The 23,208-nt window shown below is 71.6% G+C and carries 26 protein-coding genes; 9 read left to right on the top strand and 17 right to left on the bottom strand.

Annotated elements, in window-relative coordinates; translation table 11 throughout:
• Positions 1 to 493: 493 nt before the first annotated feature.
• The 3 genes from ABD256_RS40380 to ABD256_RS40370 all read right to left on the bottom strand — a co-directional run bounded on the left by ABD256_RS40380 (position 494) and on the right by ABD256_RS40370 (position 3,389).
• Positions 494 to 1,297: an NPP1 family protein gene (locus ABD256_RS40380; protein WP_344431035.1), complete on the bottom strand. Its 804-nt coding sequence runs from the start codon at positions 1,295 to 1,297 to the stop codon at positions 494 to 496.
• A gap of 112 nt (positions 1,298 to 1,409) precedes the next feature.
• Entirely contained in the window at positions 1,410 to 2,693 is a 1,284-nt protein-coding gene (locus ABD256_RS40375) for an ATP-binding protein (RefSeq protein ID WP_344431033.1), read from the bottom strand.
• Positions 2,694 to 2,696: 3 nt separating this feature from the next.
• Complete coding sequence (locus tag ABD256_RS40370) at positions 2,697 to 3,389, bottom strand: response regulator transcription factor (RefSeq protein ID WP_215549854.1); 693 nt, start codon at positions 3,387 to 3,389, stop codon at positions 2,697 to 2,699.
• A 48-nt stretch (positions 3,390 to 3,437) separates the two neighbouring features.
• On the opposite strand from ABD256_RS40370, the gene hisN reads away from it, so the two are divergent.
• Entirely contained in the window at positions 3,438 to 4,253 is an 816-nt protein-coding gene (hisN, locus tag ABD256_RS40365) for a histidinol-phosphatase (protein WP_344431032.1), read from the top strand.
• A 122-nt stretch (positions 4,254 to 4,375) separates the two neighbouring features.
• Here hisN and ABD256_RS40360 read toward each other — a convergent pair whose 3' ends face one another.
• Entirely contained in the window at positions 4,376 to 5,104 is a 729-nt protein-coding gene (locus ABD256_RS40360) for a TetR/AcrR family transcriptional regulator (RefSeq protein ID WP_344431030.1), read from the bottom strand.
• Positions 5,105 to 5,176: 72 nt separating this feature from the next.
• Here ABD256_RS40360 and ABD256_RS40355 point away from each other — a divergent pair, with 72 nt between their 5' ends.
• Positions 5,177 to 6,682, top strand: a complete 1,506-nt coding sequence (locus ABD256_RS40355) for an FAD-dependent monooxygenase (protein WP_344431028.1) — start codon at positions 5,177 to 5,179, stop codon at positions 6,680 to 6,682.
• Positions 6,683 to 6,953: 271 nt separating this feature from the next.
• On the opposite strand, the gene ABD256_RS40350 is transcribed toward ABD256_RS40355, so the two are convergent.
• The 7 genes from ABD256_RS40350 to ABD256_RS40320 all read right to left on the bottom strand — a co-directional run bounded on the left by ABD256_RS40350 (position 6,954) and on the right by ABD256_RS40320 (position 12,116).
• Entirely contained in the window at positions 6,954 to 7,226 is a 273-nt protein-coding gene (locus tag ABD256_RS40350) for a hypothetical protein (protein ID WP_344431026.1), read from the bottom strand.
• Positions 7,223 to 8,749 (bottom strand): TNT domain-containing protein, encoded by a 1,527-nt coding sequence (locus ABD256_RS40345; protein WP_344431024.1) that lies wholly within the window; start codon positions 8,747 to 8,749, stop codon positions 7,223 to 7,225. Before ABD256_RS40345 ends, ABD256_RS40350 begins: the two co-directional genes overlap by 4 nt.
• Positions 8,749 to 9,066 carry a hypothetical protein gene (locus ABD256_RS40340; protein ID WP_344431023.1) on the bottom strand — a complete coding sequence of 106 codons (318 nt, stop codon included), beginning with the start codon at positions 9,064 to 9,066 and terminating at the stop codon, positions 8,749 to 8,751. Before ABD256_RS40340 ends, ABD256_RS40345 begins: the two co-directional genes overlap by 1 nt.
• Complete coding sequence (locus tag ABD256_RS40335; protein ID WP_344431021.1) at positions 9,066 to 9,485, bottom strand: YbaB/EbfC family nucleoid-associated protein; 420 nt, start codon at positions 9,483 to 9,485, stop codon at positions 9,066 to 9,068. The genes ABD256_RS40340 and ABD256_RS40335 overlap by 1 nt, the downstream gene beginning before the upstream one ends.
• A 114-nt stretch (positions 9,486 to 9,599) precedes the next feature.
• Positions 9,600 to 10,544 (bottom strand): hydroxymethylglutaryl-CoA lyase, encoded by a 945-nt coding sequence (locus ABD256_RS40330; RefSeq protein ID WP_344431019.1) that lies wholly within the window; start codon positions 10,542 to 10,544, stop codon positions 9,600 to 9,602.
• Positions 10,544 to 11,167 (bottom strand): PH domain-containing protein, encoded by a 624-nt coding sequence (locus ABD256_RS40325; RefSeq protein ID WP_344431017.1) that lies wholly within the window; start codon positions 11,165 to 11,167, stop codon positions 10,544 to 10,546. The genes ABD256_RS40330 and ABD256_RS40325 overlap by 1 nt, the downstream gene beginning before the upstream one ends.
• 112 nt (positions 11,168 to 11,279) lie before the next feature.
• A complete protein-coding gene (locus ABD256_RS40320) occupies positions 11,280 to 12,116 on the bottom strand; it encodes a biotin--[acetyl-CoA-carboxylase] ligase (RefSeq protein WP_344431016.1) in 837 nt (278 codons plus the stop codon).
• Between the two features lie 93 nt (positions 12,117 to 12,209).
• On the opposite strand from ABD256_RS40320, the gene ABD256_RS40315 reads away from it, so the two are divergent.
• Positions 12,210 to 13,412 carry a C40 family peptidase gene (locus ABD256_RS40315; protein ID WP_425546603.1) on the top strand — a complete coding sequence of 401 codons (1,203 nt, stop codon included), beginning with the start codon at positions 12,210 to 12,212 and terminating at the stop codon, positions 13,410 to 13,412.
• A 561-nt stretch (positions 13,413 to 13,973) separates the two neighbouring features.
• On the opposite strand, the gene ABD256_RS40310 is transcribed toward ABD256_RS40315, so the two are convergent.
• Entirely contained in the window at positions 13,974 to 14,702 is a 729-nt protein-coding gene (locus tag ABD256_RS40310) for a TetR/AcrR family transcriptional regulator (protein ID WP_344431014.1), read from the bottom strand.
• Between the two features lie 185 nt (positions 14,703 to 14,887).
• On the opposite strand from ABD256_RS40310, the gene ABD256_RS40305 reads away from it, so the two are divergent.
• Entirely contained in the window at positions 14,888 to 15,991 is a 1,104-nt protein-coding gene (locus tag ABD256_RS40305; protein WP_344431013.1) for an FAD-dependent monooxygenase, read from the top strand.
• Positions 15,992 to 16,012: 21 nt separating this feature from the next.
• Entirely contained in the window at positions 16,013 to 16,453 is a 441-nt protein-coding gene (locus ABD256_RS40300; protein WP_344431011.1) for a DUF6640 family protein, read from the top strand.
• On the opposite strand, the gene ABD256_RS40295 is transcribed toward ABD256_RS40300, so the two are convergent.
• Together ABD256_RS40295 and ABD256_RS40290 are read right to left on the bottom strand one after the other, a co-directional pair.
• Positions 16,434 to 16,868 carry a VOC family protein gene (locus ABD256_RS40295; RefSeq protein WP_344431009.1) on the bottom strand — a complete coding sequence of 145 codons (435 nt, stop codon included), beginning with the start codon at positions 16,866 to 16,868 and terminating at the stop codon, positions 16,434 to 16,436. The two genes, ABD256_RS40300 and ABD256_RS40295, sit on opposite strands and share 20 nt — an antisense overlap.
• A gap of 93 nt (positions 16,869 to 16,961) precedes the next feature.
• A complete protein-coding gene (locus ABD256_RS40290; RefSeq protein WP_344431007.1) occupies positions 16,962 to 17,486 on the bottom strand; it encodes a cysteine dioxygenase family protein in 525 nt (174 codons plus the stop codon).
• Positions 17,487 to 17,580: 94 nt separating this feature from the next.
• Between ABD256_RS40290 and ABD256_RS40285 the strand changes: the two genes are divergently transcribed.
• Entirely contained in the window at positions 17,581 to 18,459 is an 879-nt protein-coding gene (locus tag ABD256_RS40285) for a LysR family transcriptional regulator (RefSeq protein ID WP_344431005.1), read from the top strand.
• A gap of 25 nt (positions 18,460 to 18,484) precedes the next feature.
• Here ABD256_RS40285 and ABD256_RS40280 read toward each other — a convergent pair whose 3' ends face one another.
• On the bottom strand, positions 18,485 to 19,216 hold the full coding sequence (locus tag ABD256_RS40280) for an SDR family NAD(P)-dependent oxidoreductase (RefSeq protein ID WP_344431003.1): 732 nt from the start codon (positions 19,214 to 19,216) through the stop codon (positions 18,485 to 18,487).
• Between the two features lie 81 nt (positions 19,217 to 19,297).
• Here ABD256_RS40280 and ABD256_RS40275 point away from each other — a divergent pair, with 81 nt between their 5' ends.
• Positions 19,298 to 20,236 carry an AraC family transcriptional regulator gene (locus tag ABD256_RS40275; protein WP_344431001.1) on the top strand — a complete coding sequence of 313 codons (939 nt, stop codon included), beginning with the start codon at positions 19,298 to 19,300 and terminating at the stop codon, positions 20,234 to 20,236.
• 7 nt (positions 20,237 to 20,243) lie between these two features.
• On the opposite strand, the gene ABD256_RS40270 is transcribed toward ABD256_RS40275, so the two are convergent.
• Both ABD256_RS40270 and ABD256_RS40265 read right to left on the bottom strand, forming a co-directional pair.
• Complete coding sequence (locus ABD256_RS40270; RefSeq protein ID WP_344430999.1) at positions 20,244 to 20,762, bottom strand: GNAT family N-acetyltransferase; 519 nt, start codon at positions 20,760 to 20,762, stop codon at positions 20,244 to 20,246.
• A 23-nt stretch (positions 20,763 to 20,785) separates the two neighbouring features.
• A complete protein-coding gene (locus ABD256_RS40265; protein WP_344430997.1) occupies positions 20,786 to 21,679 on the bottom strand; it encodes an RNA polymerase sigma-70 factor in 894 nt (297 codons plus the stop codon).
• Between the two features lie 165 nt (positions 21,680 to 21,844).
• Here ABD256_RS40265 and ABD256_RS40260 point away from each other — a divergent pair, with 165 nt between their 5' ends.
• Positions 21,845 to 22,330, top strand: a complete 486-nt coding sequence (locus ABD256_RS40260) for a carboxymuconolactone decarboxylase family protein (RefSeq protein WP_344430996.1) — start codon at positions 21,845 to 21,847, stop codon at positions 22,328 to 22,330.
• Between the two features lie 85 nt (positions 22,331 to 22,415).
• Positions 22,416 to 23,000, top strand: a complete 585-nt coding sequence (locus ABD256_RS40255; protein ID WP_344430994.1) for a dihydrofolate reductase family protein — start codon at positions 22,416 to 22,418, stop codon at positions 22,998 to 23,000.
• Positions 23,001 to 23,208: the final 208 nt, after the last annotated feature.

Genomic DNA, 23,208 nt, shown 5'->3' with positions numbered 1-23,208 from the left:
CGGTACGCGGTGAAAGCCGTTGTGACACCGTACTTTCGGGCGTCCCTTGGTACCTGTCTCACGGCCGCGGCCTCGCACCATGCCCCGAAGGCGCCCTTGAGGGAGTGTGACGCCGCGAAAGGCGCCTTCAGGGACTTCGACGCCGCGAATGCGCCCCTCGCCAGCTTTCCCCACTCCCGCGCTCACGCGCCGAAGGCGCCCTTCAGGGAATCTGACGCCGCAAAAGGCACCTTCAGAGACTTCGACGCCGCGAATGCGCCCCTCACCAGCTTTCCCCACTCCCGCACTCACGCCCTGCTCCCGCACACATCCCCCGAAGGCGCCCTTCAGGGAATCTGACGCCGCAAAAGGCACCTTCAGGCCATCAACCCCGACAAGCACCCCACCGCGAAGGCCGAGAACGCGGCGTCAGATTCCCCGAAGGCGTCCTTCCGGGACCAAACAAGACGATCGCCCCTTCGCGCAGCGAGCCTGCGCCCGAAGAAGCAAGGGCCTACTCGTGGGAGTTGAACGGGACGCCGTCCGGCTTCGCCTTGTCCAGGTTCGATTCGAACGCGCCGTCCTTGATGCCGAGCGAGGCGTGCCCGAAATCGGCGTTGACGAGCTTGTCCCTGATCCCCGGCGGGTAGTTGTTCCAGCTCACCAGCGCCGGGTACTGCCATTTGCCGTAGTCGTTCTCCGGCTGCTCGTCCTTGCCCGCCAGCCGGAAGCAGTGGGTGCTCGCGCCGTCCTTGTGGTACACGATCTTCGCGTGCGTGCCCTCCCAGCCGGCGTCGGACGCGGGGTGCGCGGTGTAGCCGCCGTGCGCGGAGGTCGAGACGTACTCCGCCTTGTCGTCGTGCACCCACACCACGACGTGCTCGATGTCGTGCCGGTGCCCGAACGCGTCGTTCACGCCGTCGAGCGCCTGGTCCTTTTCGAAGTACAGGTCGTAGAGGTAGGCGCACCAGCCGTTCGCGTTGCACTTGGCGCGCGCGTAGGAGTTGGTGTTGTCCAAATCGGACTTGTCGTGGCAGTTCCCGTTGAGCGCGCCGGAGGGGTTCAGCCCGCCGTTCAGCGTTCCGTCCGGACCGATCGCCGGGGACGAGTAGCAGCCGTCGCCGTCGTAGTCGAAGGCCGGTTGCCACTTCCCGTCCGGTTCCGCCACGCTCGACGGCAGCGCCCTCGGCGGATCGGCCCATGCGGACGCCGGGAGGAACCCGACCACCAGCGCGGCCGCGCCGAGCACGACCGGCCACCGCTTTCCCTGCCGTCCGGCCGATTTCACCGGAACGCTGTCGGTCGCCTCGATGCTCATCGCCAAGAGCCCCTCGGTTGACGTGCTGGGACGGTTCCGACCGTAACGACCGGACCGCGCCCCGAACAGGATCGAAGGCGCGCACGGGAGCCGATCACGCCCGAAGGGGCAACTACCGCGGCACCCGTTCCGCGGGCCAGCGCACCTCGGCCACGTCACCGGGCCGCGGCACCCGCAGGAAGAGGCTGAACACCGCGGGCTGCTTGCTCGACAGCTCGAGCCGCCCGCCGTCCGCTTCCGCCAGCGCGCGGGCGAGCGCGAGCCCCACGCCCGTCGAGCCGCCGCCGGAGAAGCCGCGCTCGAACACGTGCGGCGCCAGCTCTTCCGGAACACCGGAACCGGTGTCGCTGACCTCGATCACCACGGTGCCTTCGGCATCACCGCGCCGGGCGGTGAGCGTGACGGTGCCACCGCCGTGGCGCAGCGCGTTGTCCAGCAGCACTCCGACGACCTCGCTCAGCCTGCCGGGCGTCGCGCGCGCCATCAGCCCGTCGCCGACCTTGAGCCGCAGGTTCCTGCCTTCGGCGCGCAGGAGCTGCCGCCATTCCTCGCTCATCACGGGCAGGCTCTCGGCGAGCCCGATCGGTTCCGCGCCGACCTCCCGCGCGGCACGCGCCGCCGCCAGCAGTTCGTCGAGCGCCTCGGCGAGCCGATCCGCTTGCTCCTGCGCGGCTTTCGCCTCTTCGACGGCTTCGGCGTCGGGGAGCATGGTCAGCGATTCCAGCCGTAGCTGCAACGCGGTGAGCCTGCTGCGAAGCTGGTGGGACACGTCCCCGACGAGCTGGCGCTCCCGCTGCACGAGCTGTGCCAGCGCCGTCGCCGACGCGTCCAGCGCCTCGGCGACCATGTCGAGCTCGCCGACGCCGTACCGCCCTGGATCGGGGCGGAAGTCGCCACCGCCGAGCTTCGCCGCGCGGTCCGCGACGTGCCGCAGCGGCTTGGCCAGCCTGCGCGCGGTCACCGTCGCCACGATCGTGCCGGTGCCGACCGACAGCACCACGAGCAGCAGCACCGCGACCGTCACCTGCGTCTGCCGCGACCGCAACGGCCCGCGCGGGATGGCCAGCTCGACGGTCCCGCCGCTGGCGATCGGCACCACCTGAACGAGCGCGTCACCGGTCGGGAACACGCCGGCCACCAGGTCCGGTTTGCCGATCTGGCGCACCGTGAGCGAGCCGTCGTTCGGCACCGCCACCCGCAACTGCTCCATGTTGACCGGCTCGCGGTTGGCGAGCTGGCTGTCCACCGTCGCCGCGATCGGCTGCGCTTGCGACGCGAGGCTTTCACTGGCGAGGTTCTCGACCAGCACCCACGCGGTCACGCCGAGCGGGATGCCCAGCGCGACCCCGGTGACCGCGACGGCGAGCAGGATCGCCAGCAGGATTCGACGGCGCACGGCTCACTCGGTGTTGAAGCGGAAGCCGACACCTCGGACGGTCGCGATGCGCCGCTCGCCGTCGGAGGAATGGACCACCGCGCCCTTGCCGTCCCCCGCGATCGCGAGCTTCCGGCGCAGCCACGACATGTGCATGTCGAGCGTCTTCGAGGTCTTCGATTCGAGGTCGTTCCACACCTCGGACAGGATCTCGTCGCGGCTGACGACCTGGCCGGCGCGGCTCATCAGCACCCGCAGCAGCTCGAACTCCTTGTTCGCGAGCTGGATTTCGTGGCCGTCGACGGTGACCAGGCGCGCGCCGAGGTCCATCCGCACGCCCCCGGCGTCGAGCACCTCCGGCACCCGCCTGCGCAGCAGCGCCCTGATCCTCGCCATCAGCTCGGCCAGCCGGAACGGCTTGGCCACGTAGTCGTCGGCGCCCGCGTCGAGGCCGACGACGAAGTCGACCTCGTCGGTGCGCGCGGTGAGCATGAGCACCGGGATCTCGGCACCGCCCGCGCGCAGGCGGCGGCACACCTCGAGCCCGTCCATCCCGGGCAGTCCCAGATCGAGCACCAGCAGGTCGACGCGCTGCGCGCCGCTCGCGTCGAGCGCGGCTGGCCCGTCACCCACCACGGTGACCTCGTACCCCTCTCGCTGCAGCGCACGCGACAGGGGATCGGCGATGGCCGGATCGTCCTCGGCAAGTAGCACCATGCTCACCTGGTCAACTTTACGGCCGAAGGGCGTGAAACCATCGTCACCGTGCCCAGCCACACCGCAGACCTGCGCCTCGCCGCCCGCCTCGCCGACGCCGCCGACTCGATCACCACCGCCCGGTTCGGCGCACTCGACCTCGCCGTCGAGCGCAAACCCGACCGCACCCCGGTCACCGACGCCGACACCGCCGTCGAAGACGCGGTGCGCGCGCTGCTCGCCGAAGAGCGCCCCGACGACGGGGTGGCCGGGGAGGAACGCGGCGGCACGACCTCCGCGCAGGGCCGGACCTGGGTGCTCGACCCGATCGACGGCACCAAGAACTTCCTGCGCGGAGTACCCGTCTGGGCGACGCTCATCGCGCTCGTCTCCGACGGCACCCCGGTGGTCGGCATGATCAGCGCACCACTGCTCGGCCGCCGCTGGTGGGCGTCGGAAGGCGAAGGCGCCTGGGTGCGGGACGCGGCGGGCGAACGCCGCATCTCGGTATCCGGCGTGAGCGCGATCGAAGACGCCTACCTGTCCACCACGCACCTCGGCTCGTGGACCGAACACCACTCCCGCGAGGCCTACCTCGCGCTCACCGACGCCTGCTGGGAGAACCGCGCGTTCGGCGACTTCTGGCAGCACTGCCTCGTCGCCGAGGGCGCCATCGACATCGCGGCCGAAGCGATCGTCAACCCGTGGGACGTCGCCGCGGCGCAGGTACTGGTCACCGAAGCAGGCGGCCGGTTCAGCGACCTCAACGGCGAACCCCGCTACGACCAGGGCTCCGCGCTGTCTTCGAACGGCCTGCTCCACTCCGTCGCGCTGCGTCTTCTATCGGACGGCAGGACTCGCGCTGCCAAGGCGCGGCACTCGTAGCAACCCGCCGGGTAGGCGCCCTGCACTCGGAGGAGTGGGCGAGGGCGGCCGGTGCAGTTCGCGGGCTAAACGTCGCGGGGCGGCGAGCGGGCCGAGGTGGGGCGCGAAGTGCGTTTAGCGGGCTAACTGTCGTTGGGGGCGCCTTCGGCCAGGGCGGTGGCGACGCCGTTCAGGAGGCAGGTCAGGCCGAACTCGAAGCGGGTCTCGTCATCGGGTTCGCCGGATTCCAGGACGCGCCACGAGAAGTGCGGGTAGCGGCCGGACTCGACGACCTGCCGCACGTACTCGCCGACCGACTGCTGCCATTCCTCCTCGGTCATGCCGGTGCCGCGCTGCGCTTCCAGCTCGGCCAGCTCCGTCGCGGCCGAACCGAGCACGTAGGTGTTGACGGCGCTGACCACCAGGTTCGCCCGGGTGGCGTCGTCGGTGACCGAGGCGACCACGCCGAGCGCGTGATCGGACTGGTCGAGCACGTTCGGCCCGAGCGCGGGGCGCCGCGACATCTGCTGCACCAGCCACGGGTGCCGCAGCAGCGCGCCGCGCAGCACCCTGGCGCTCGCGGTGAGCCGCGCGCGCCAGTCCCCGGCCGCCTCCGGCCGCGGCACCTCGCCGAACACCGCGTCGACCATCAGCTCGATCAGCTCGTCCTTGCTGGTGACGTGCCGGTACAGCGACGTGGTGCCCGACCCCATCTCGGTGGCGATCCGGCGCATCGACAGCGCGTCGATGCCCTCGGCGTCGGCGATCGCGATCGCGGTGCGGACGATCCGCTCCTCGGTGACCGCGGGGCGCCCGCCGCGGTCGCGGTCGCGCATCCAGACGAGTGCGGCGGGCTGTGATCCAGGCGGCATGACGCCCAGTGTAGAAGTTGGGTACAGTGTTCCCACAAACGGGTACAGCGTTCCCAAACTCAGGGGGTTCCCATGTCAGACGTCCCGGTCGTGATCGTCGGCGGCGGCAGCGTCGGCCTGTCCACCGCGGTCTTCCTCGGCCACCACGGCGTGCGGTCGCTCGTTCTCGAACGCCGCGCCGCACCGTCGAACCACCCGCGCGCGCTCGGTGTCAGCTCGCGCACGTTCGAGTTCTTCCGCGAAGCGGGCCTGCACGACGAGGTCAACGCGGCGGTCGTCACCTCCACCACGCAGTGGAAGGCGAACGCGCGCACGGTCGCCGAAATCGACCACAGCCAGGCACCCGCGCCGTCGGCAGCCGCATCCGTGGTGTCGCCGGAAAGCCCGAGGGGCCACTGCCCGCAGGATCGGCTCGACGCCGCGCTCCTGCCCGCCGCGCGCGAGCGTGGCGCGGCCGTCGAGTTCGGCGCCGAGGTGACCGCCGTCGGTCAGGACGCCGACGGCGTGACGGTGACGCTCGCGGACGGGCGCACGATCAGCGCCGACTACCTGGTCGGTGCTGACGGCGTGAACACCAAGGTGCGCGGCGCACTCGGGATCGGCACCACGGGGCCCGGCGAGCTGGGCGGCACCGCGATGAACATCCTGTTTTCCGCCGATCTCGTCGGCCACTTCGGTTCGATGCCGGTGATGGTGGAGATCCAGCACCCGGACGTGTCGGGGATGCTGCTCGCGGTCGGCGAAGGCCGCTGGGTGATCCACGTGCCCCTGACCGACGGGGAGGAGCCGACCGAGGAGCGCTGCCTGGCGTGGATCCGCACGGCCATCGGCGCGGACGTGCCGGTCGAAATCCTCAACGCGATGCCGTGGCGCGCGACCATGCGGATGGCGGCCGAGTTCCGGCGCGGGCGGGCGTTCCTGGTCGGCGACGCGGCGCGGGCGATCACTCCGCTCGGCGCGCTCGGGCTGAACACCGGCGTGGCGGACGCGCACAACCTGGCGTGGAAGCTGGCGATGGTGCTCGCGGGCACCGCGGGCGACGGGCTGCTCGACACCTACCACGACGAACGGCACGCGATCGCCGAACTGGTCACCGAGCAGGCGGCGCTGCGCTGGGAAAACCCGCCGCTGCACTGGGATCCCGCCGCGGCCGCCGGACGCGCGGCGGTGGGCATGTGGAACGCGCCGGTGGTGATCATGGGCTACCGGTACGACTCGACGGCCGTGGTGGACCCCGTCACCGCCGTTCCGTCCACTGAGGACATCGTGGCGTGCCTCAACGGCGACGCGGGATCACGGCTCCCCCACCGCTGGATCGGCCCCGGGAAGTCCACTGTGGACCTGATCGGCCCCGGGTTCGCGGTTCTGACGGGGCCGGGTGGCGAAGCCTGGTGCGAAGCGGCGCGGGAGAACGGGCTGCGGGCGACCGTGCTCGACGCGGACTGGACGTCCTCGGTCGCGCTCGCGGAGGACGGCGCGATGCTGGTACGCCCCGACGGCTTCATCGCCTGGCGCACCGGCAGCGGCGCCGACACCGCGCTCCTCGGCAAAATCCTCGCGATGGTGACCAGCCGCTAGACCGTCGGCGATGCCGTGGAGATCGCGGTGCTGATGGGAATCCGACGCCACATACTCGGCCCTCACGGCGCACGAGCATGGTGATGCTCATGCCCCGAAGGCGTCCTTCGGGGCATCCGGGTCCCCGAAGGCGCCCTTCAGCCATCTGTGTCCCCTGGCGGGGACGTCCTGCCAGGGGTGAAAATACGGGCGCGCGCCTCCGCTGGAGCGGCGATCTCGCTGTGCCCGGCGAATCTGCTTATTTACGAGCCAGGGCAGGCGAACCCGAGTGCTAGGAGGCTTTCGGGGTCAGGGCCAGTGCGCCGCGGGCGACTTGGCTCCACGCGAGGCGGCCGAACAGGTAGTGGCAGGCGACCTGTTCGTTGGTGAACCGCGCCCAGTCGTACCGGTTGCCCTGTTCGCGCCAGAAGACCTCCCACGCCGGGGCGCCGTCTTCTTCCGCGCGCAGCAGGCACCACGCGTTGTCGGCTTCGGTGCCCACCGAGATCACCTCGGTGGGCACCCCGATGGTTTCCAGCCAGCGCACGATCGACTCGACGTTCACTGCTCTCCCCGCTCCCCGAAGGTGATGTCCGCCAGGTATCCCATGCTGACCAGTTCGTCCGCCGAATACTGCGCGCGGTACCTGGCGCCGCCCGCGAACCACATCGGCACCTCCCGGAGCACCCGGTAGCGCCGGTAACCGGATTCGACGGCCTCCGGCGGCAGGCCCCGGCGCGCGAACGGTGTGCCGTCCGGCGAAAACATCCTGCCGAACGGTTCGCCGAACCGGTCCAGCACGACACCGGCGGCCAGCATTTCGGCTGTCTCGCCGGAAAAATCGGGAGGATCGACGGCGGCGTCCGCCGTCACGGACGCGGGCGGTTCACCGGGCGGTGTCGGCAAGCGGCGCCAGCCGCCCCGCACCCGCTCGATCGCCTCCGCACTGTCCACTTCGGACGCACGAGGGTGGTCGTGCGGTGCGAAACCACCGGGGAGCTGCCGTTCCGGACGGTCCGAGGCGACCGGGAGGTGTCCGATCGGGAACATGTGGACCACGAACATCGCCACGACGCCCTGCCGCTCCTGCGTCGGCGCACCGACCGGCGGCGCGGGCGGCGTCACGACCATCGGCTGCTGCGCGTACGGCGCGGCGGGCCACGGCGAAGGCTGCGGATAGGCCGCGGGCGGCTGAACAACCGGCGGCACGACAGGCTGGGCCACGGGCTGAACAACCGGCGGCGCGTGCGGGAACGCGCCGCCGTGCTCGCCGGGGTAGCTCGACACGGCGGTCTGCCCAGGCACCGCGGCAGGACCGCCGAGCGGGATACCGGCCGAGGGGGTCGGCACCTCGTCGAAGGTCCGCCCGTCCAGGAAACCGCCGTACTGCGACGGCGCCTGCGGCAGCATGATCGGGCCGGTGCCGTCGACGACCTCACGCGGCACCACACCGGTCGCATCAGGGTCCACTGTGGACGCGAGCTCGGGCGGCAGCCCGGTGACCGCGGCGACGAGCCCGCCCTGCCCGGACGGCGTGTACGCGCCGGGGTTCGGGTCGACGACGGGGCCCACCGTCGCGATCTGCGCGCCACCGGGCGATTCCACGGCCGCGACGAGCCCGCCGGACAACGACGCGAGGTTCGCCGCGCTGCCGTCCACGACGCTGCCGACTCCGGCCAGCGCCCACGGCTGCCCCGCCGCGGCGGCCGTTTCGGCTGCCTCGGTGTTCTTCGCGGCGTCCACGAGCTGGCGCACCATTTCGGCCTTCGCCGCGCCGATCTCGTTCGCGGCGTGCTCCAGCCGGTCCGCCGTCTCCCCCGCCGCGCGCATCGCCGCGGTCAGGTGCCCGGTGTCGGGCTCGACGAACCCCGACCACAGCGTGCCCGCGGAAGCGGCGAGGGACCCCTCCAGCGCACCGAGCACCCCGCCCGCGCTGGTGTCCGCGTCGGCGGCCAGCACGGAAAGCTTGCGCTGCGCGTCACGCCAAGCCGAAGCCTGCGCGAGCATCGCGTCTTCGTCGGCCTCCGGCCACTCCAGCCCGGTGCGTTCGGCGATCGCGCGCAGCTCCGGCGGCAGTTCGATACCCACTACTCCCCCGTTCCGGGAAGCCGGGCCGCCGCGTCCTCGTCCGCGGCCCGCAACCGGGTGAACGCCGCGCCGAACGACGTGCCCGCCTCGCCGAGCGAAGTGCCGAGCGCGCGGATCCGCGCGGCGGCTTCGGCCGCGCGATCGGCATGGGCCGCCTTGAAGCCCTCGCCGACAGCATCGGAGCCCCACGCCGATTCGGCGCCGTCGAGCACGCGGTCGAGTTCGTCGGCTATCGCGTGCGCGCGCCGCGAAAGATCGTCGAACTCCTTCGCCCGCCTGGCACCGCGTTCGGTGTCCGCGGAAAACCCGCCCGTCATCACAGCTCCTCGAGCCAGCTCTTGTCCTCGAGGCTCTCCTCTTCGACGGCGGGAGGCCGCACGATGTCGGAGGCTTCCAGGTCGGCCGTGCCGAGCAGGAGCGCGTGCGGGTCGGTGCCTGCCGGGAGCGACGGCGCGAGCACGTCCCCCGCCTCGCGCAGCGCTTTGACCGTGGCGCCCGCGGCCACCCGCACGATCGCGTCGGCGAGTTCCTTCGGCTGCAGGCGGCGATAGGCGTCGTCGGCGATCTCCAGCCCGGTGAGCGTGCCGCGCGGCCCGACGGTCGCGGTGACGAGCCCGTCGGCCCCGGTCTCCGACGCCGAGATCGCGGCCAGCTCGCCGTGCACGGCCGCGAGCCGCTCACGACCGCGCCGGTACCCGGCCAGCAGCTCGTCCACCCGCGCTCGGTGCTCCGTCACGGCGGCCTCCTCTTCCCACGGCTCGATCCAAGTACAGGGGCCCGCTGCCGGTCCGACGCACACCGCGACCGCCCGGTTCCGCGTCGCGGCGAACCGGCCCCGGATCGGGTGACGTCAGCCCGCGATCGCGTTGACCACGCGGGAGGGGCTGGGCCTGCCGAGCCGCCCCGCCATCCACGCGCTGGTCGCCACGAGCGCGTCGAGGTCGACGCCGTGCTCGACGCCGAGCCCGTCGAGCATCCACACGAGGTCCTCGGTGGCGAGGTTCCCGGTGGCCGACTCCGCGTACGGGCAGCCGCCGAGCCCACCGGCGGAGGAATCCACAGTGGACACTCCGAGGCGCAGCGCGGCGAGCGTGTTGGACAGCGCCTGGCCGTAGGTGTCGTGGAAGTGCACCGCGAGCGAGTCCACCGCGGTGCCCGCCTCCCCGAACGCGGCCAGCACCCGTTCGACGTGACCGGGCGTGGCCACGCCGATCGTGTCGCCGAGGGAAAGCTGCGAGCAGCCGAGGCCGAGCAGGCGGTTCCCGACCGCGGCGACCGTCGCCGGGTCCACCGCGCCCTCCCACGGGTCGCCGAAGCACATCGAGAGGTACCCGCGCACTTCGAGACCGGCTTCGCGGGCACGCGAGACCACCGGTTCGAACATCGCGAACTGCTCTTCGACCGACGAGTTCAGGTTCCGCTTCGCGAACGTCTCGGTGGCGCTCGCGAAGATCGCGATGTGCTCGACACCGGCATCGAGCGCACGGGTGAGGCCCTTGTCGTTCGGCACCAGCACCGGGTAGCGCACCCCGGCGCGCCGGTCGAGCCCGGCGAGGAGCGCTTCGGCGTCGGCGAGCTGCGGCACCCACTTCGGGTGCACGAAACTCGTCGCCTCCAGCGTGGTCAGTCCCGCGTCCGCGAGCCGGTCCAGGAACTCCAGCTTGACTTCGACCGGCACCACGGCGGACTCGTTCTGCAGCCCGTCGCGCGCGCCGACCTCCCAGATCGTGACCCGCTCCGGCAGCCCTTCCGCGGAACCGAACCGCTGCGGAAGGCCGGCTTCCCGCGCGCCCATCAGCGCCGGTTCCCGCGACGGGGAGCGCGACGGCCCTGGGGCGGGTACTGCTCCTGCGGGTACTGCTCGGTGTCGGCGTACCCCGCCGGGCCAGGCGGCGCCTGGCCGTGCTGGCCCGGGTGGTAGTCGTCGTACGGGTTGTCGTTGACCTCGCGGTAGATCACCGTGTGCACGCGCTCGACCTTCGGGATGTCGTCGAAGGTCAGCGGCTCGTCCGAGGCGGACTCGATGATCAGCGTGCCGCAGCCGAACACCCGGTCCAGCAGGCCGTGCTCGAACCGCACGCTGTTGATCCGCGACATCGGGATGTCGATCCCGGTCCGCTTGATCACGCCCTCGCGCGCGATGAGCCGGTCCGTGGTGACGATGAAGTGCGTGGTGCGCCAGCGCACGAACGGGGCCAGGAACAGCCACACGATGAGGGCGAGCGCGATCACGCCGATCGCGATGAGCGACACCGTGTGCCACGGCGGCGCGGCGTCCTGCGCCAGCACGGCGAGCCAGATGCCCGCGCCCAGCGTCACGATCAGCACCAGTAGCGGCCCGATCAGCATCTTGAAGTGCGGATGGTTGTGGATCACGACGTGCTCGCCTTCGCTGAGCAGATCGTCTGGATAGGCCACCTCGGACTCCCCGGATCGTCTGAGTTGCTGCGTGCCGGTTCGGCAGTCTCACCGTACCGGCGAGCGGTGCGGACGAGGCGGGCGAACCGGCTTTGCGCGGCGGCGCCCGCCGTCAGTCGTCGGCGCCGACCGGCCGCAGGTGCACCACGTCACCGGCGAAGACGGTGCGCACGGTGCCGTCGAGCGCGGTCAGGGTGAGCTGCCCCGCACCGTCGACCCCGGTCGCGGTGCCGAGCAGCGAACTGCCGTCGGGCAGCATGATCTTCACGTCCTGGCCGATCGTGGCGCAGTGGACGCGGTACCCGTCGAGCATCCCGGCGCGGGCGAGGTCGCCCGCCGCCGCGCGCCAGCGCGCCTCGCGCTCGGCGAACGCGGTCAGCAGCTTCACCGCGATCTCGGTGCGGTCGGTGACCGCGGCGCCCTGTTCAGCGAGCGAGGTCGCGGCCAGGCCGCCGGGCCCCGAGGGGACCCGTTCGCCGAGCGGCAGCACGTTGAGGCCGATCCCGAGCACCACGGCGAACTCCTCGCCCGCGACGGCCTCGGCGAGGATGCCCGCGCATTTCGCCCGATCCGGGCCGGCGAGCACGTCGTTGGGCCACTTCAGCACCGCGTCGACCCCGACCGCCGTGGCGGTGTCGTGCACCGCGAGGCCCGCGACGACGGCCAGTGACCCCAGGTTCGCGAAGGACACTTCGTGCGGCCTGAGCAGGACGCTGAGGTAGAGCCCGGTGCCCTTCGGCGAGCTCCAGCGCCGCGCGCGCCTGCCGACGCCCGCCGTCTGGGTCTCCGCGATCAGGACGGTCCGGTCCGCTGCCGGGTCGTCCGCGGCGGCCGCTTCTCTCAGGTCGGCGTTGGTGGAACCGGTGCTCGCGACGACGTCGACCGCCGCGTAGGCACCCGCGTTTCCGGTCAGCTCAGCGCGCAGCCTGTCCACGTCGATCCCGGTCATGGGGCCAGCGTAGTGAGGTTGTGCGTAATTACACGCTTTCGGGTTCGTTGTGTAAGGCATGGACGCCGATCCGTGTTCTCTAAGGTGGCCCGTGTGACCCCTTCTGAGCAGCCGAAGCCTTCCCCCACGCCGAGGGAAGAGCCCACGCGGCCGTCCGCGCGGTCGGCGGGTCGCGCGGTGGCGGGACGCGCGCTGATCGCGTTGATCCTCGTCGGCGCGCTCGTCACGTGCGGCTGGCTGCTCATCTCCGACCCGGGGCAACCGGCGCAGGCCCCGGTGGCGGCCGCGGAGTCGTCGCCGAAACCGGTGCCGCCGGGTGGCGGCGCGGGTCCGTCGGTGCTCGAAGTGAGCGCGCCGGTGCAGGCTCAGGCTCCCCGCCAGTCTCCGTCCGAATTGGACAAGTGGTCGGCAGGCCTTGCGACGGCGCTCGACATCCCGCAGCGCGCACTGATCGGGTACGCGACCGGGGAACTGGTGCTGCGCAAGGAAAATCCGGACTGCCACCTGTCATGGGTCACCCTCGCCGGGCTCGGCAAGGCGAGTTCGGACCACGCCAGGTTCGGCGGCTCGACGCTGAACCCCGACGGCCGCACCGCGAAACCGCTCGGCCCGGTGCCCCTGCAGGGCGCGGCCGGCGAGCCGGCCGGGGAGAAGCGCGGCGGGCCGATGCAGCTCACCCCCGCCGAGTGGAAGCGCACCGGACACGACATCCCCGCCACCACGGACCCGAGCCTCGACGACATCGACGACGCGGCGGTCGCGGCAGGCCGCGTGCTGTGCGGCGCCGGAGCCGATCTCGGCGCGGGCAACGGCTGGTGGAAGGCCGTCGCGGCCTACCGCGACTCGGACCTCTTCCGGCAGCAGGTGCTCGGCAACGCGCAGCTCTACGCCACGCTTTCGCTCGCCCCGGAAGCCGCGGCGAGCCATAGCGCGCACGCCGTCCGGTTCGCACTCGACCAGCTCGGCCTGCCGTACGTGTGGGGCGGCAACGGCCCGGACGGCGGCGCCGCCGGGTTCGACTGCTCGGGACTGACGAAGGCGTCCTACGACAGCGCCGGTGTCGGCCTGCCGCGCACCGCGGACAGCCAGTACCGCTCGACGCCGCCGGTGCCGCTTTCGCAGGAGCCCAAGCTCGGCGACCTCGTGTTCTACGGCAGCCCCGCGCACATCCACCACGTCGGGCTCTACCTCGGCAACGGCCTGATGATCAACGCGCCGACCGAGGGCCAGGCGATCCAGATCCACACCTACCACACCAAGGGCGACGATTACGCTGGCGCGGGCCGCCCCGCCTGACAGAGGTCCCTGACGGGCCACCATGACGGCACCGGACGCCCGAAACCCGGCCTTCGCGAGGGCGCGCCTTGGACATACTGGTGCCGGAATCGTGGAGCCGCCGGGGCTTCGTCCCTGATGGGCGCCTTCGGGGAATCTGACGCCACAATCCCGCCCCTCGCGGCATGTGGCGCGGCGACGCTCAAGCTCTGAAGGGCGCCTTGGGGGACTCAGATGCCCCGAAGGGCACCTTCAGGGCATGGCAGGACCCCGCCCGGACAACGCGAGCCCCTACGAGGACGGAGTTCGAGGCGCTCAAGTCCCCGAAGGTCGCGGTGATGATGTGCGCGCGTCGATTCCGGCGAAGGGCTGACCGGACGCGCGGGTCTGCCGGAGACCCGCCGCATATCCCCGAAGGGCACCTTCGGGGAATCTGACGCCACAATCCCGCCCCTCACAGCACGCAGCACGGCAACGCCCATGCCCCGAAGGCGACCTTCACGGCATCAGATCCCCTCAAGGGCACCTTCAGGGCATACGCCCCGGATCCGGGCAGGCCCGCGAAAGCGATATCCGCGGCATTCAGGCGGCACCCGCCATGCCGAGGATGCCGGTGATGTCGCGCAGGCACTCCTCGAAGACGGGTTCCAGGTCGGCGTAGGCGAAGTCGAGCTGGTGCAGGACTTCCATGCACAGCAGGCCGTACAGCCGGATCCAGCAGGACAGGAAGACGTGCGCGGCCTCGGGCGGCAGGCGGCCGTCGATGCTCTCGGAGTAGGCGGTCAGCTGGTCGAGCTGCGCTGAGGGCAGGCCGTCCGGATCGGGCACCGGGAACGGGCTGGTTCGCCACAGCTCCGCGGTCAGATCGAGCAGCACCTGCTCGAACTGCTGCCCCGCCCGGTGGCGCGGCGAGTCCGGCTGCCGGTTCGGTGCGGCGACCGGGCTGGCGAAGACCCACCCGAACTCGGCCGGGTGCGCGATCGCCCAGGAACGCATGGTCCGGCAGACCGCCAGGATGCGCTCGCCGACCGGGGCGCCGTCGCGGGCGTCCCTGGCCTGCTCCATGGTGGCGGTCAGCTCGCGGACGAAGTCCGCGGTCACCGCGCCGACCAGCTCGTCATGACCCGCGTAGTAGTGGTAGAGAGCCGGGCCGCTCATGCCGACCCGCCTGGCGACCGCGTTGATCGTCACCGCGGCGGGCCCCTGCTCGACCAGCAGCGTGCGCGCGGCCCCGTGGATCTCCTCCAGCGCGGCTTGGCGCACCCTCGCCCGCCTGCTGCTCGTACCCGCGGCCATCGTCACCTCTCTCATCAGTCCGTTGACATCTTACATTGTCTATGTTTACTTAATAGCTCTAAACAAACTTAGACTTACTAAGGAGACCCGGTGGAACGCTGGTGGCAGGTCCTTTTCGTGGTCGTTTCGCTGACCGCGGCGGTGTGGTGGCGGTCGTCCAGAGCCGCGCATCCGCGGCGCGAGCGGGAGGACTCCTGGCGATGAAGGCGCTCATCGTGGGCGGCGGTATCGGCGGGCTCGCGGCGGCCGTCGCCTTCCACCAGCGCGGCTGGGAGGTGGAGGTGCTCGAACGCGCGCCCGAGTTCACCGAGATCGGCGCGGGACTGTCGATCCAGCCCAACGGCCTGCGCGCGCTGGACGCGCTCGGCCTCGGCGAGGCACTGCGCTCCGGCGGGCTGGCCGACCCGCCGTCCGGTATCCGCCGAACGAACGGGAGCTGGTTGATCCGCAACGACGTCGCCGACCTGAAACGCCGGTTCGGCCAGTGGGTGACCGTGCACCGCGCCGGACTGGTCGACCTAGTGCTCGCGGCGCTGCCCGCGCGGGCGCTGCGTCCCGGCACCGCCGTGCGCCAGGTCCGGCCCGACGGCACCGTGCTGCACAGCGGTGGCACCACCACCGCGGATCTCGTCGTGGGCGCCGACGGCGTGCACAGCGCGACCCGGCGGTCCCTCTGGCCGGACGTCCCCGGGCCGCGCTACGTCGGATACACCGCGTGGCGCCTCATCGCCCCGCCCCAGCCCGTCGACGGAAGCGCGGAAACCTGGGGAAGGGGCCAACGGTTCGGGCACGTACCGATGCCGGACGGCCGCGTCTACTGCTACCTGATGGCCAACGCCCCCAGCGGTTCCCGCACCGGCATGGCGGACCTGCGCGACCGCTTCGCGCGCTGGCACGACCCGATCCCCGCGCTGCTGAACACGGCAAGCGAGGACTCGGTGCTGCAACACGACACCTACGAGCTGCCGAACCTGCGCACCTACGTCTCCGGCAAGGTCGCGCTCCTCGGCGACGCCGCGCACGCCATGACCCCCAACCTCGGGCAGGGCGCCTGCCAGGCACTCGAGGACGCCGTCACGCTCGCGTCCACAGTGGACACTCTCGGCGTGCGCGCGGGGCTGGCGGAGTACGACCGCACCCGCAGGCCGCGCACCCAGCTCGTCGCCCGCCGCTCCCGGCAGGCCGGCGGTCCCGCGCACTGGACCTCCCCGCCGCTGACCGCCCTGCGCGACGCGGCTCTCCCCCTCCTGCCCAGCTCGCTCTTCGAACGCTCGATCACCCCCGCCTACACCTGGGCGATCTGACCACCCCGAAAGGCCCCGTCGATGGCACTCCCCCGAACCCTGATCGCCGTGGTCGGCGTAATCACCACGGTCAGCGCCGTGCTGGCCGATCTGGTGATCCCCGAGCTGGCGGCGCAGCACGCCTTCAACCCCGCGTGGCCGCCCCACGCCAAGTTCCACGACGCCCAGTACCTGGTCATGACGGTGCTGCTCGGCCTCATCGGCCTGGCCCTCGTCGTGCGACCGACCCGGAACAGGGTGCTGTGCGCCACCGCCGTCCTCGCCACCCCGTGGCTCGGCATGACCGGGGCGCTCCTGTTCCCCGGCACCGCCACCTACGACCCGGAGTTCGCCGGGCGGACCCATTTCGTCCTCGGCCTGCACGGGCAGGTCTTCATGGCGATCGTGCTGCTCCTGGTCCTGCTCGGCGCGGCGGTGGCGGCCTGGGCCCGGCCGGCCCCGATCAGCCGAGCTCCTCGGTGAGCCCGACCATGACGCCCTCGGGGCCGCGGACGTAGCAGAGGCGGCAGAAGTCCAGGTACCGCACCACTTCTCCGACGAGTTCGCCACCGTGGGCGCGCAGGCGGGCGACGACGTCCTCGATGTCGTCGACCACGAACATGAGGCGCCCGATGCCCAGGGTGTTCACCGGCTTCGGCCCGGCGCCGGTGGCGGCCGGCGTGTGGAACCTCGTCAGCTCCACCTTGCCGTGGCCGTCCGGGGTCTTCAGCATCGCGATGTCCGCCCGTACGCCGTCGAGCCCGATGGTCCGCTCCACCCACGACCCCTCGACCACCGTCCTGCCCTCCAGTTCCATGCCCAGTTCCTGGAAGAACGCGACAGCGGTGTCGAGGTCTTCGACGACGACGAGGACGTTGTCCATGCGCTGGATCGCCATGCTCGGTCTCCTTTGCCCGGTGCGGCCCCGGTGGCCGCATCCGCCACGGGGACGGAGCGGGGACGCCGTTCTCGACATCCCCGCCACGAAAAATCAGGAGCGCTGCCGGTAGCTGCGGCGCACGCTGGTCCCCTGGCTGAGGTCGGCGCCGTAGACGTGCAGGGTGATGGCGACCGTGTCGCCGGTGTTGTGCACCTGGTGGATGTCGTCGGGTGGCGCGACGCCGCTGACCGACCCCGCGGGGCGCTCGCACTGACCGGTCCGGACCAGCCGGTCACCGTCGATGTCGAAGACGGTCTCCGTCTCGGCGCCTTGCAGGACGAGGAAAGAGCACCACACCAGGTGGTCGTGGATCTCGGTGAGCTGGCCGGGCCGCCACACCACGGCGGAGATCGAAAAGGCGGACTCGGCGTGCAGGGTGTGGCGGGTGTACCCGTCGGCGGAGCCTTCCCGTTCCGCCGCGGTGAGCAGGTCCGCGGTCGGGCTCAGCTCGGTGAGGACTTCGGCGACCAGCCGCGCGGTGGTGCGCGCGTCGGTGCCTTGCCGGGTGCGGTGGCGGATCTGCTCGATCAGCTCCGCGAGGCCGGGTCTTGACCGGGTGCCGGATGCGATGGTCATCATGCTCTCCTTTCCGTTCGCCTCCCATCGTGGTTCGCGGTTCACATGACGTCCAATGCCAGAATTCTGGCAATTACCTGAGTAACCTTGATGAATGCTGACCCTGGCCCAGCTCGCCGTGCTGGCCGCGGTCGCCCGGCACGGTTCGGTGACCGGGGCGGCGAAGGAACTGCACTACTCCCAGCCCGCGGTGAGCCATCACCTCGCACGGCTGGAAAAGGCCACCGGCGCGCACCTGATCCAGCGGGTCGGCCGCGGCATCCGGCTCACTCCCGAAGGGAAGCTGCTCGCCACCCGCGCCACCGAAATCGTCGGCCGCGTCGACACCGCCACGGCCGAACTGGCCGCGCGGGTCGGACTCCGGACCGGCCGGGTCCGGATGGCCGGGTTCCAGTCGATCCTGAGCACCATCGTGCCGAAGGCGGCCGTCGCGCTGGCCCGCACGCATCCCGGGATCGAACTGGGACTCGTCGACGAGCATCCGGTCGAAGCGCTGCGCCTGCTGCGCGCGGGCCGGATCGACGTCGCGCTGATCTTCCGGTACGCCGACACCCCGCGCGAGGACGACGGGCTCCGGCTGACCCACCTCCTCGACGACCCGATCTACCTTCTCACCCACGAACCGGGGCAGGCGATCACCGACCACCGCGACTCCGCCTGGATCGGCGGGTGCGCCCGCTGCCAGGACGAGCTGGTCACCCTGTGCAGGCAGGCGGGCTTCACCCCGCGCGTCTCACTGGTCAGCGACGACATGGTCGTCATGCAGGCGCTGGTCGCCGCGGGCATGGGTGTCGCCACCCTGCCGGGACTCGCCCTCCGCGCGCACCGGACACCCGGCATCCACGCCACCGAACTGCCCGAGAACGCCCGCCAGATCTACGCCGTCACCTACGGCGACCCGCCCGATCCGCCCGCCGCCACCGCGCTCATCGACGCCATCCAGTGCAGCATCCGAACCGGCGGCGCGTGGTGACCCGCCCGCGGACGCGAACCGCGTATCAGCCGAAAAGTCCTTCCGGGACAACCCTTTCCGCCGTTTTCCGGTCGGCGTGCATGGTCCAGAGCAGTTCGGCGAGGACATCCGGGTCGGCGGCGGGCAGGTCGGGAACCGGCTTTCCCTCGGCCCGTGCCGTCAGGAACATCGCGTCGTAAGGGGTTCCCGTGATGCGCGCGCCGACGTAGAGCATGCCGACGTACACGCCGTGCTCGGCGACCTCGGCCGCGAGGGACTGGAGGTAGTGGCGCTGGGCGGCGAGCACAGGCGTCCAGCCGCTCATCCGCGGGAGTCCCCGGACGGCGGCGGCCCCCTGTGCGCTGAGGATCGCGCCGTCGCCGCGCTCGATCATCGCGGGGAGGAATTCCCCGACCAGCGCGAGCAGGGTGTCGAGCGTCATCGGCATCAGCTCGCGCAGCCGGTCGGCGCGCAGGTCGGCGGCGGCGATGAACTCGGGGTCCCTGGCGGGGCCGTAGTAGAAGGCCGTGGGATCGCCCACCTTCGCACGGATCCGCGCGGCGAGATCGGGCACCAGATCCGGTTCGGACAGGTCGGCCGTCACCACGTGCGCGGTGATGCCCTCGGCGGTCAGCTCCCCGGCGAACTCGTCCAGCGGGCCTCGGCGGCGGGCGACCAGGACGACGTCGTACCCGGCTCTTCCGTACCGGCGGGCGACCGCCCTGCCGACGCCGGGACCGGTGCCGAACACCGCGATGGAGTTGTGCGTGTTGGTCATGCCCTGAAGCAAACCCCGGCACGGCCGGACGATCCATGGGCGATCGTCGATGATTGCTTTGCGAACGTCTAGCCTGTGCGCATGGACGTGCTGACCGATCTGCTGCACCGGGCCCGTGCGAGCACCGCGCTGGTCCGGCAGCTGATCCAGCGGCCGCCGTGGTCGGTCACCTACGCCGACGCTCCCCCGCTGACCGTGCTGACCACGCTCGGCGGGCACGCGTCGATCCGGCTGGACGGCTCCGGTGCCGAGCCGGTGCACCTCGCCGCCGGGGACATCGCACTGGTCACCGGGGGCGGCCGGCACACGATCGCCGACGACCCCGGCACCGAGCGCCAGTTCACCATCCGCGGCGGCCGCAAGTACCTGGCGAACGGACAGCCGGCCGCGGGCCACCCGAATCTGGCGCCGCGTACCTACGGCGACGGCCTGCCCGGCGCGACGACCATGCTCCGGGCCGCCTACGAACTCCACGGCGACGTCGGCGACCGGCTGCTCGCGCTGCTGCCGCCGCTGGCGGTGGTGCCCGCCGGACCGCGGACCTCGGCGGCGCTGGACCTGCTCGCCGCCGAGGTGTCCCGCGACGAACCCGGTCAGGACGCGGTGCTCACCCGGGTGCTGGATCTGGTGCTGGTACTGGCTTTGCGGGCCTGGTGCGCCGAATCGGCGATGCCGCCCGCCTGGTACCGGGCGCTGAGCGATCCGGCCGTCGGCGAAGCGCTGCGCCTGCTGCACACCGATCCCGCGCGCCGGTGGACGGTCGCCGGGCTGGGCACCGAGATCGGCCTGTCCCGTGCCGCGTTCGCCGCCCGGTTCACCGCGCTGGTCGGCGAACCCCCGCTCACCTACCTGACCGGCTGGCGGATGACGCTGGCGGCGGATCTGTTGCGGGACACCGAAAAGACGGTCGCGGCGGTGGCGGGCGAGGTCGGCTACGCGGACGCGTTCGCGTTCAGCGTGGCGTTCAAACGCGCCCGCGGCGCCAGCCCCTCGGCGTGGCGCCGGTCGCTGCCCCGCTGAATCCGTGTCACACCGGCGGATCGGTGCGCAGCAGGCTGTACAGCACGCCGTCCCGCCAGGCTCCGTCCCGCCACCAGATTCCGCGGAGCACTCCCTCGCGGGTGAACCCAGCCCGCTCCAGCGCCCGCTGCTCGGCGATGTTGCCCAGTTCGGTGTCGGCCTCGATCCGGTGCGAAGTGGTGTGTGCGAACAGGTATCGGGCCAGCAGCCGGTGCGCCTGCGCGCCGTGGCCCCTGCCGCGCGCGGCGGGCAGCAGCGCGATGCCCATGTTCCAGCAGTGCGAAGCCCGCGCGGTCCGCCGGCGCCGCCAGTCGACGAAACCGAGCCGCTCGTCACCGCGTACCACCATCAGCTTGCCCGCGTCGTCGCCGAGCATCCCGGTCTCGGCCCACTCCCGCCGGTACCGCCGCGGGTCGGACCAGCCGGTCCAGTCGTGCTCCCCCGCGACTGCCGGATCCAGGAGCAGGGCCTCGAGCACGGCGAGGTCGTCTTCTCGGAACGGCCGCAATCCCACGTCGTCGGTCATCGGACGATCATGCCCCGCCGGGTTCAGCGGCGGAGCGCGGTCTCCTGTTCCATGTGCGACAGCTTTTCGGGATTGCGCACGGCGTAGAGCCCGGTGATGAGGCCGCCGTCGAGGCATACCGCGACGACGGTGTCCAGCTCGCCGTCGAGCCGGATCGTGAGCGCGGGGTAGCCGTTGGCCTCCACCGCCCGCAGCGATGCCGTGGCGACCCTGGCCAGCCCGGTGGCCAGCAGGCGGGCCACCTTGCCGGCCCCCACGATGGGCTTCAGCACGGCCTGCTTGACGCCGCCACCGTCGCCGACGAGCACCACGTCCGGCGCGAGGATGTCGAGCAGCCCTTGCAGATCACCGGTTTCGACCGCGCGTTTGAACGCGTCGAGCGCGCCCCGGGTCTCGGCGGGCGAAACGACCTCGCGCGGTCGTCGCGCGGTCACGTGCTCCCGTGCCCGGTGGGCGATCTGGCGCACCGCCGCCGGGGTCTTCTCGACGGCTTCGGCGATTTCGTCGTAGCCGAGGCAGAACACCTCGCGCAGCACGAACACCGCGCGCTCGGTCGGCGCGAGCGTCTCCAGCACGAGCATCATCGCCATCGAGACGCTCTCGGCCAGTTCGACGTCCTCGGCCACGTCGGGCGCGGTCAGCAGCGGCTCCGGCAGCCAGGAGCCGACGTAGGACTCCTTGCGGCGGCCGAGCGTCCGCAGCCTGCCCAGCGCCTTGCGCGTGGTGATCCGGACCAGGTACGCGCGCTGGTTCTCCACGGTGCCGAGGTCGACGCCCACCCATTTCAGCCAGGTCTCCTGCAGGACGTCCTCCGCGTCGGCCGCCGAACCGAGCATCTCGTAGGCGACCGTGAACAGCAGGTTGCGGTGCTCGACGAACGCCTCGGTGGCGGGGCTGGGCTGGGACGGTCCGGCCATGGGGCGGCTCCTGTTCGCTCTCGGCGGGTAACACCACCAGACGCCGGTCACCGCCGTTCTGTGACACCGGTTCCCTGTGGCGCACACCACTCGGCCGCGGTGTCACAGGAACCGGGCCCCCGGCATCTGGTGTTCGTTCCAGACACCACGAGTGAGGACGAAGCCATGAATGCCCGTTTCAACATGTTCGAGAACGAACTCGCCTCGAAGTTCGGCAAGCGGTTCGCCACCACCGCGCAGGTGCTCATGCAATCGTCGGTGCCGGCGGCCACCCAGGAACTGGTGGCCTTGCGCATCAGCCAGATCAACGGGTGCGGCTTCTGCGCCGACATGCACACCAAGGACGCCACGGCGGCGGGGGAAACCGCGGTCCGGCTGAACCTGGTCGCCACCTGGCGCGAGGCCACCGTGTTCACCGAGGCGGAGCGCGCCGCGCTGGCGCTCGCCGAGGAGGGCACCCGCATCGCCGACGCCCACGAAGGCGTCTCCGACGAGACCTGGGCGCGGGTGCGAGAGCACTACGACGACAACGAGGTCGCGGCGCTGGTCTGCGCGGTCGCGCTGATGAACGCGGCCAACCGGATGAACGTCATCGTGCGCACGCCGGCCGGCTCCTACGAGCCCGGCATGCTCGCCGCCCTCACGAGCTGACCGGGGACCGCGCCGGGTCGTCCACTGTGGACGGCCCGGCGGGTGCGGTCCTATCCTTGCCCTCTCGACCACTGGGAGGTTCGCGATGGGCAAGGTCTTCGCACACATGACGATGTCGCTCGACGGGTTCATCGCGGACCCGCGGGACGGCACGGGTGAACTGTTCGACTGGTACGACGCCGGTGACGTGACGGTGCCGAGCGCCGACGAGCGCTGGTCCTTCCACGTCGACGAAAACAGCGCCGGGATGCTGCGCGAGGTACTCGCGAACGCCGGGGCGCTCGTGTGCGGGCGCCGCCTGTTCGACCACACGAAGGGCTGGGGCGGCACCCATCCCCTCGGCGCGCCGGTGGTCGTGGTGACCCACCGGACCCCGCCGGACGCCGCCGAGTGGAAGACGACCACCTTCGTCGGCAGCGTGGCGGAAGGGATCGAGACGGCTCGCGAGATCGCGGACGGCAGGAACGTCACCATCGCGAGCGCGAACATCGCGGGCCAGGCGCTGGACCTCGGCTTGGTGGACGAGGTGTACGTCAGCCTGGTGCCGGTGCTGCTCGGGGAAGGCATCCCCTACTTCGCCAACCTGACCGGGGCACCGCACCGCTTCGACGACCCGGTGATCATCCCCGGCAAGCGCGCCACCCACCTGAAGTACGCGGTGCGGAACTGACGCCGCGGGGTGCCGCGGGTGCGCTCTTCACCCCCGCACTCGCGCTGCTCCAGCGGGGTCCTGTCGTGCCCTGAAGGTGCTTTTCGGGGTATGTGATGCCGCGAAGGGGCACCTTCAGGGCGTGGCCGTCTCGCAGGCCGCCAAGGTGCCCTGCAGTGACCGCGCCGCACTTCCCAAGCTCGCCGCTCTTGCCCTGCTTCCGCGCCCA

Origin of the sequence: Amycolatopsis minnesotensis (assembly GCF_039529815.1) — a bacterium.
Lineage (GTDB): Bacteria > Actinomycetota > Actinomycetes > Mycobacteriales > Pseudonocardiaceae > Amycolatopsis > Amycolatopsis minnesotensis.
This window is presented reverse-complemented; position numbering and strand designations above follow the sequence as displayed.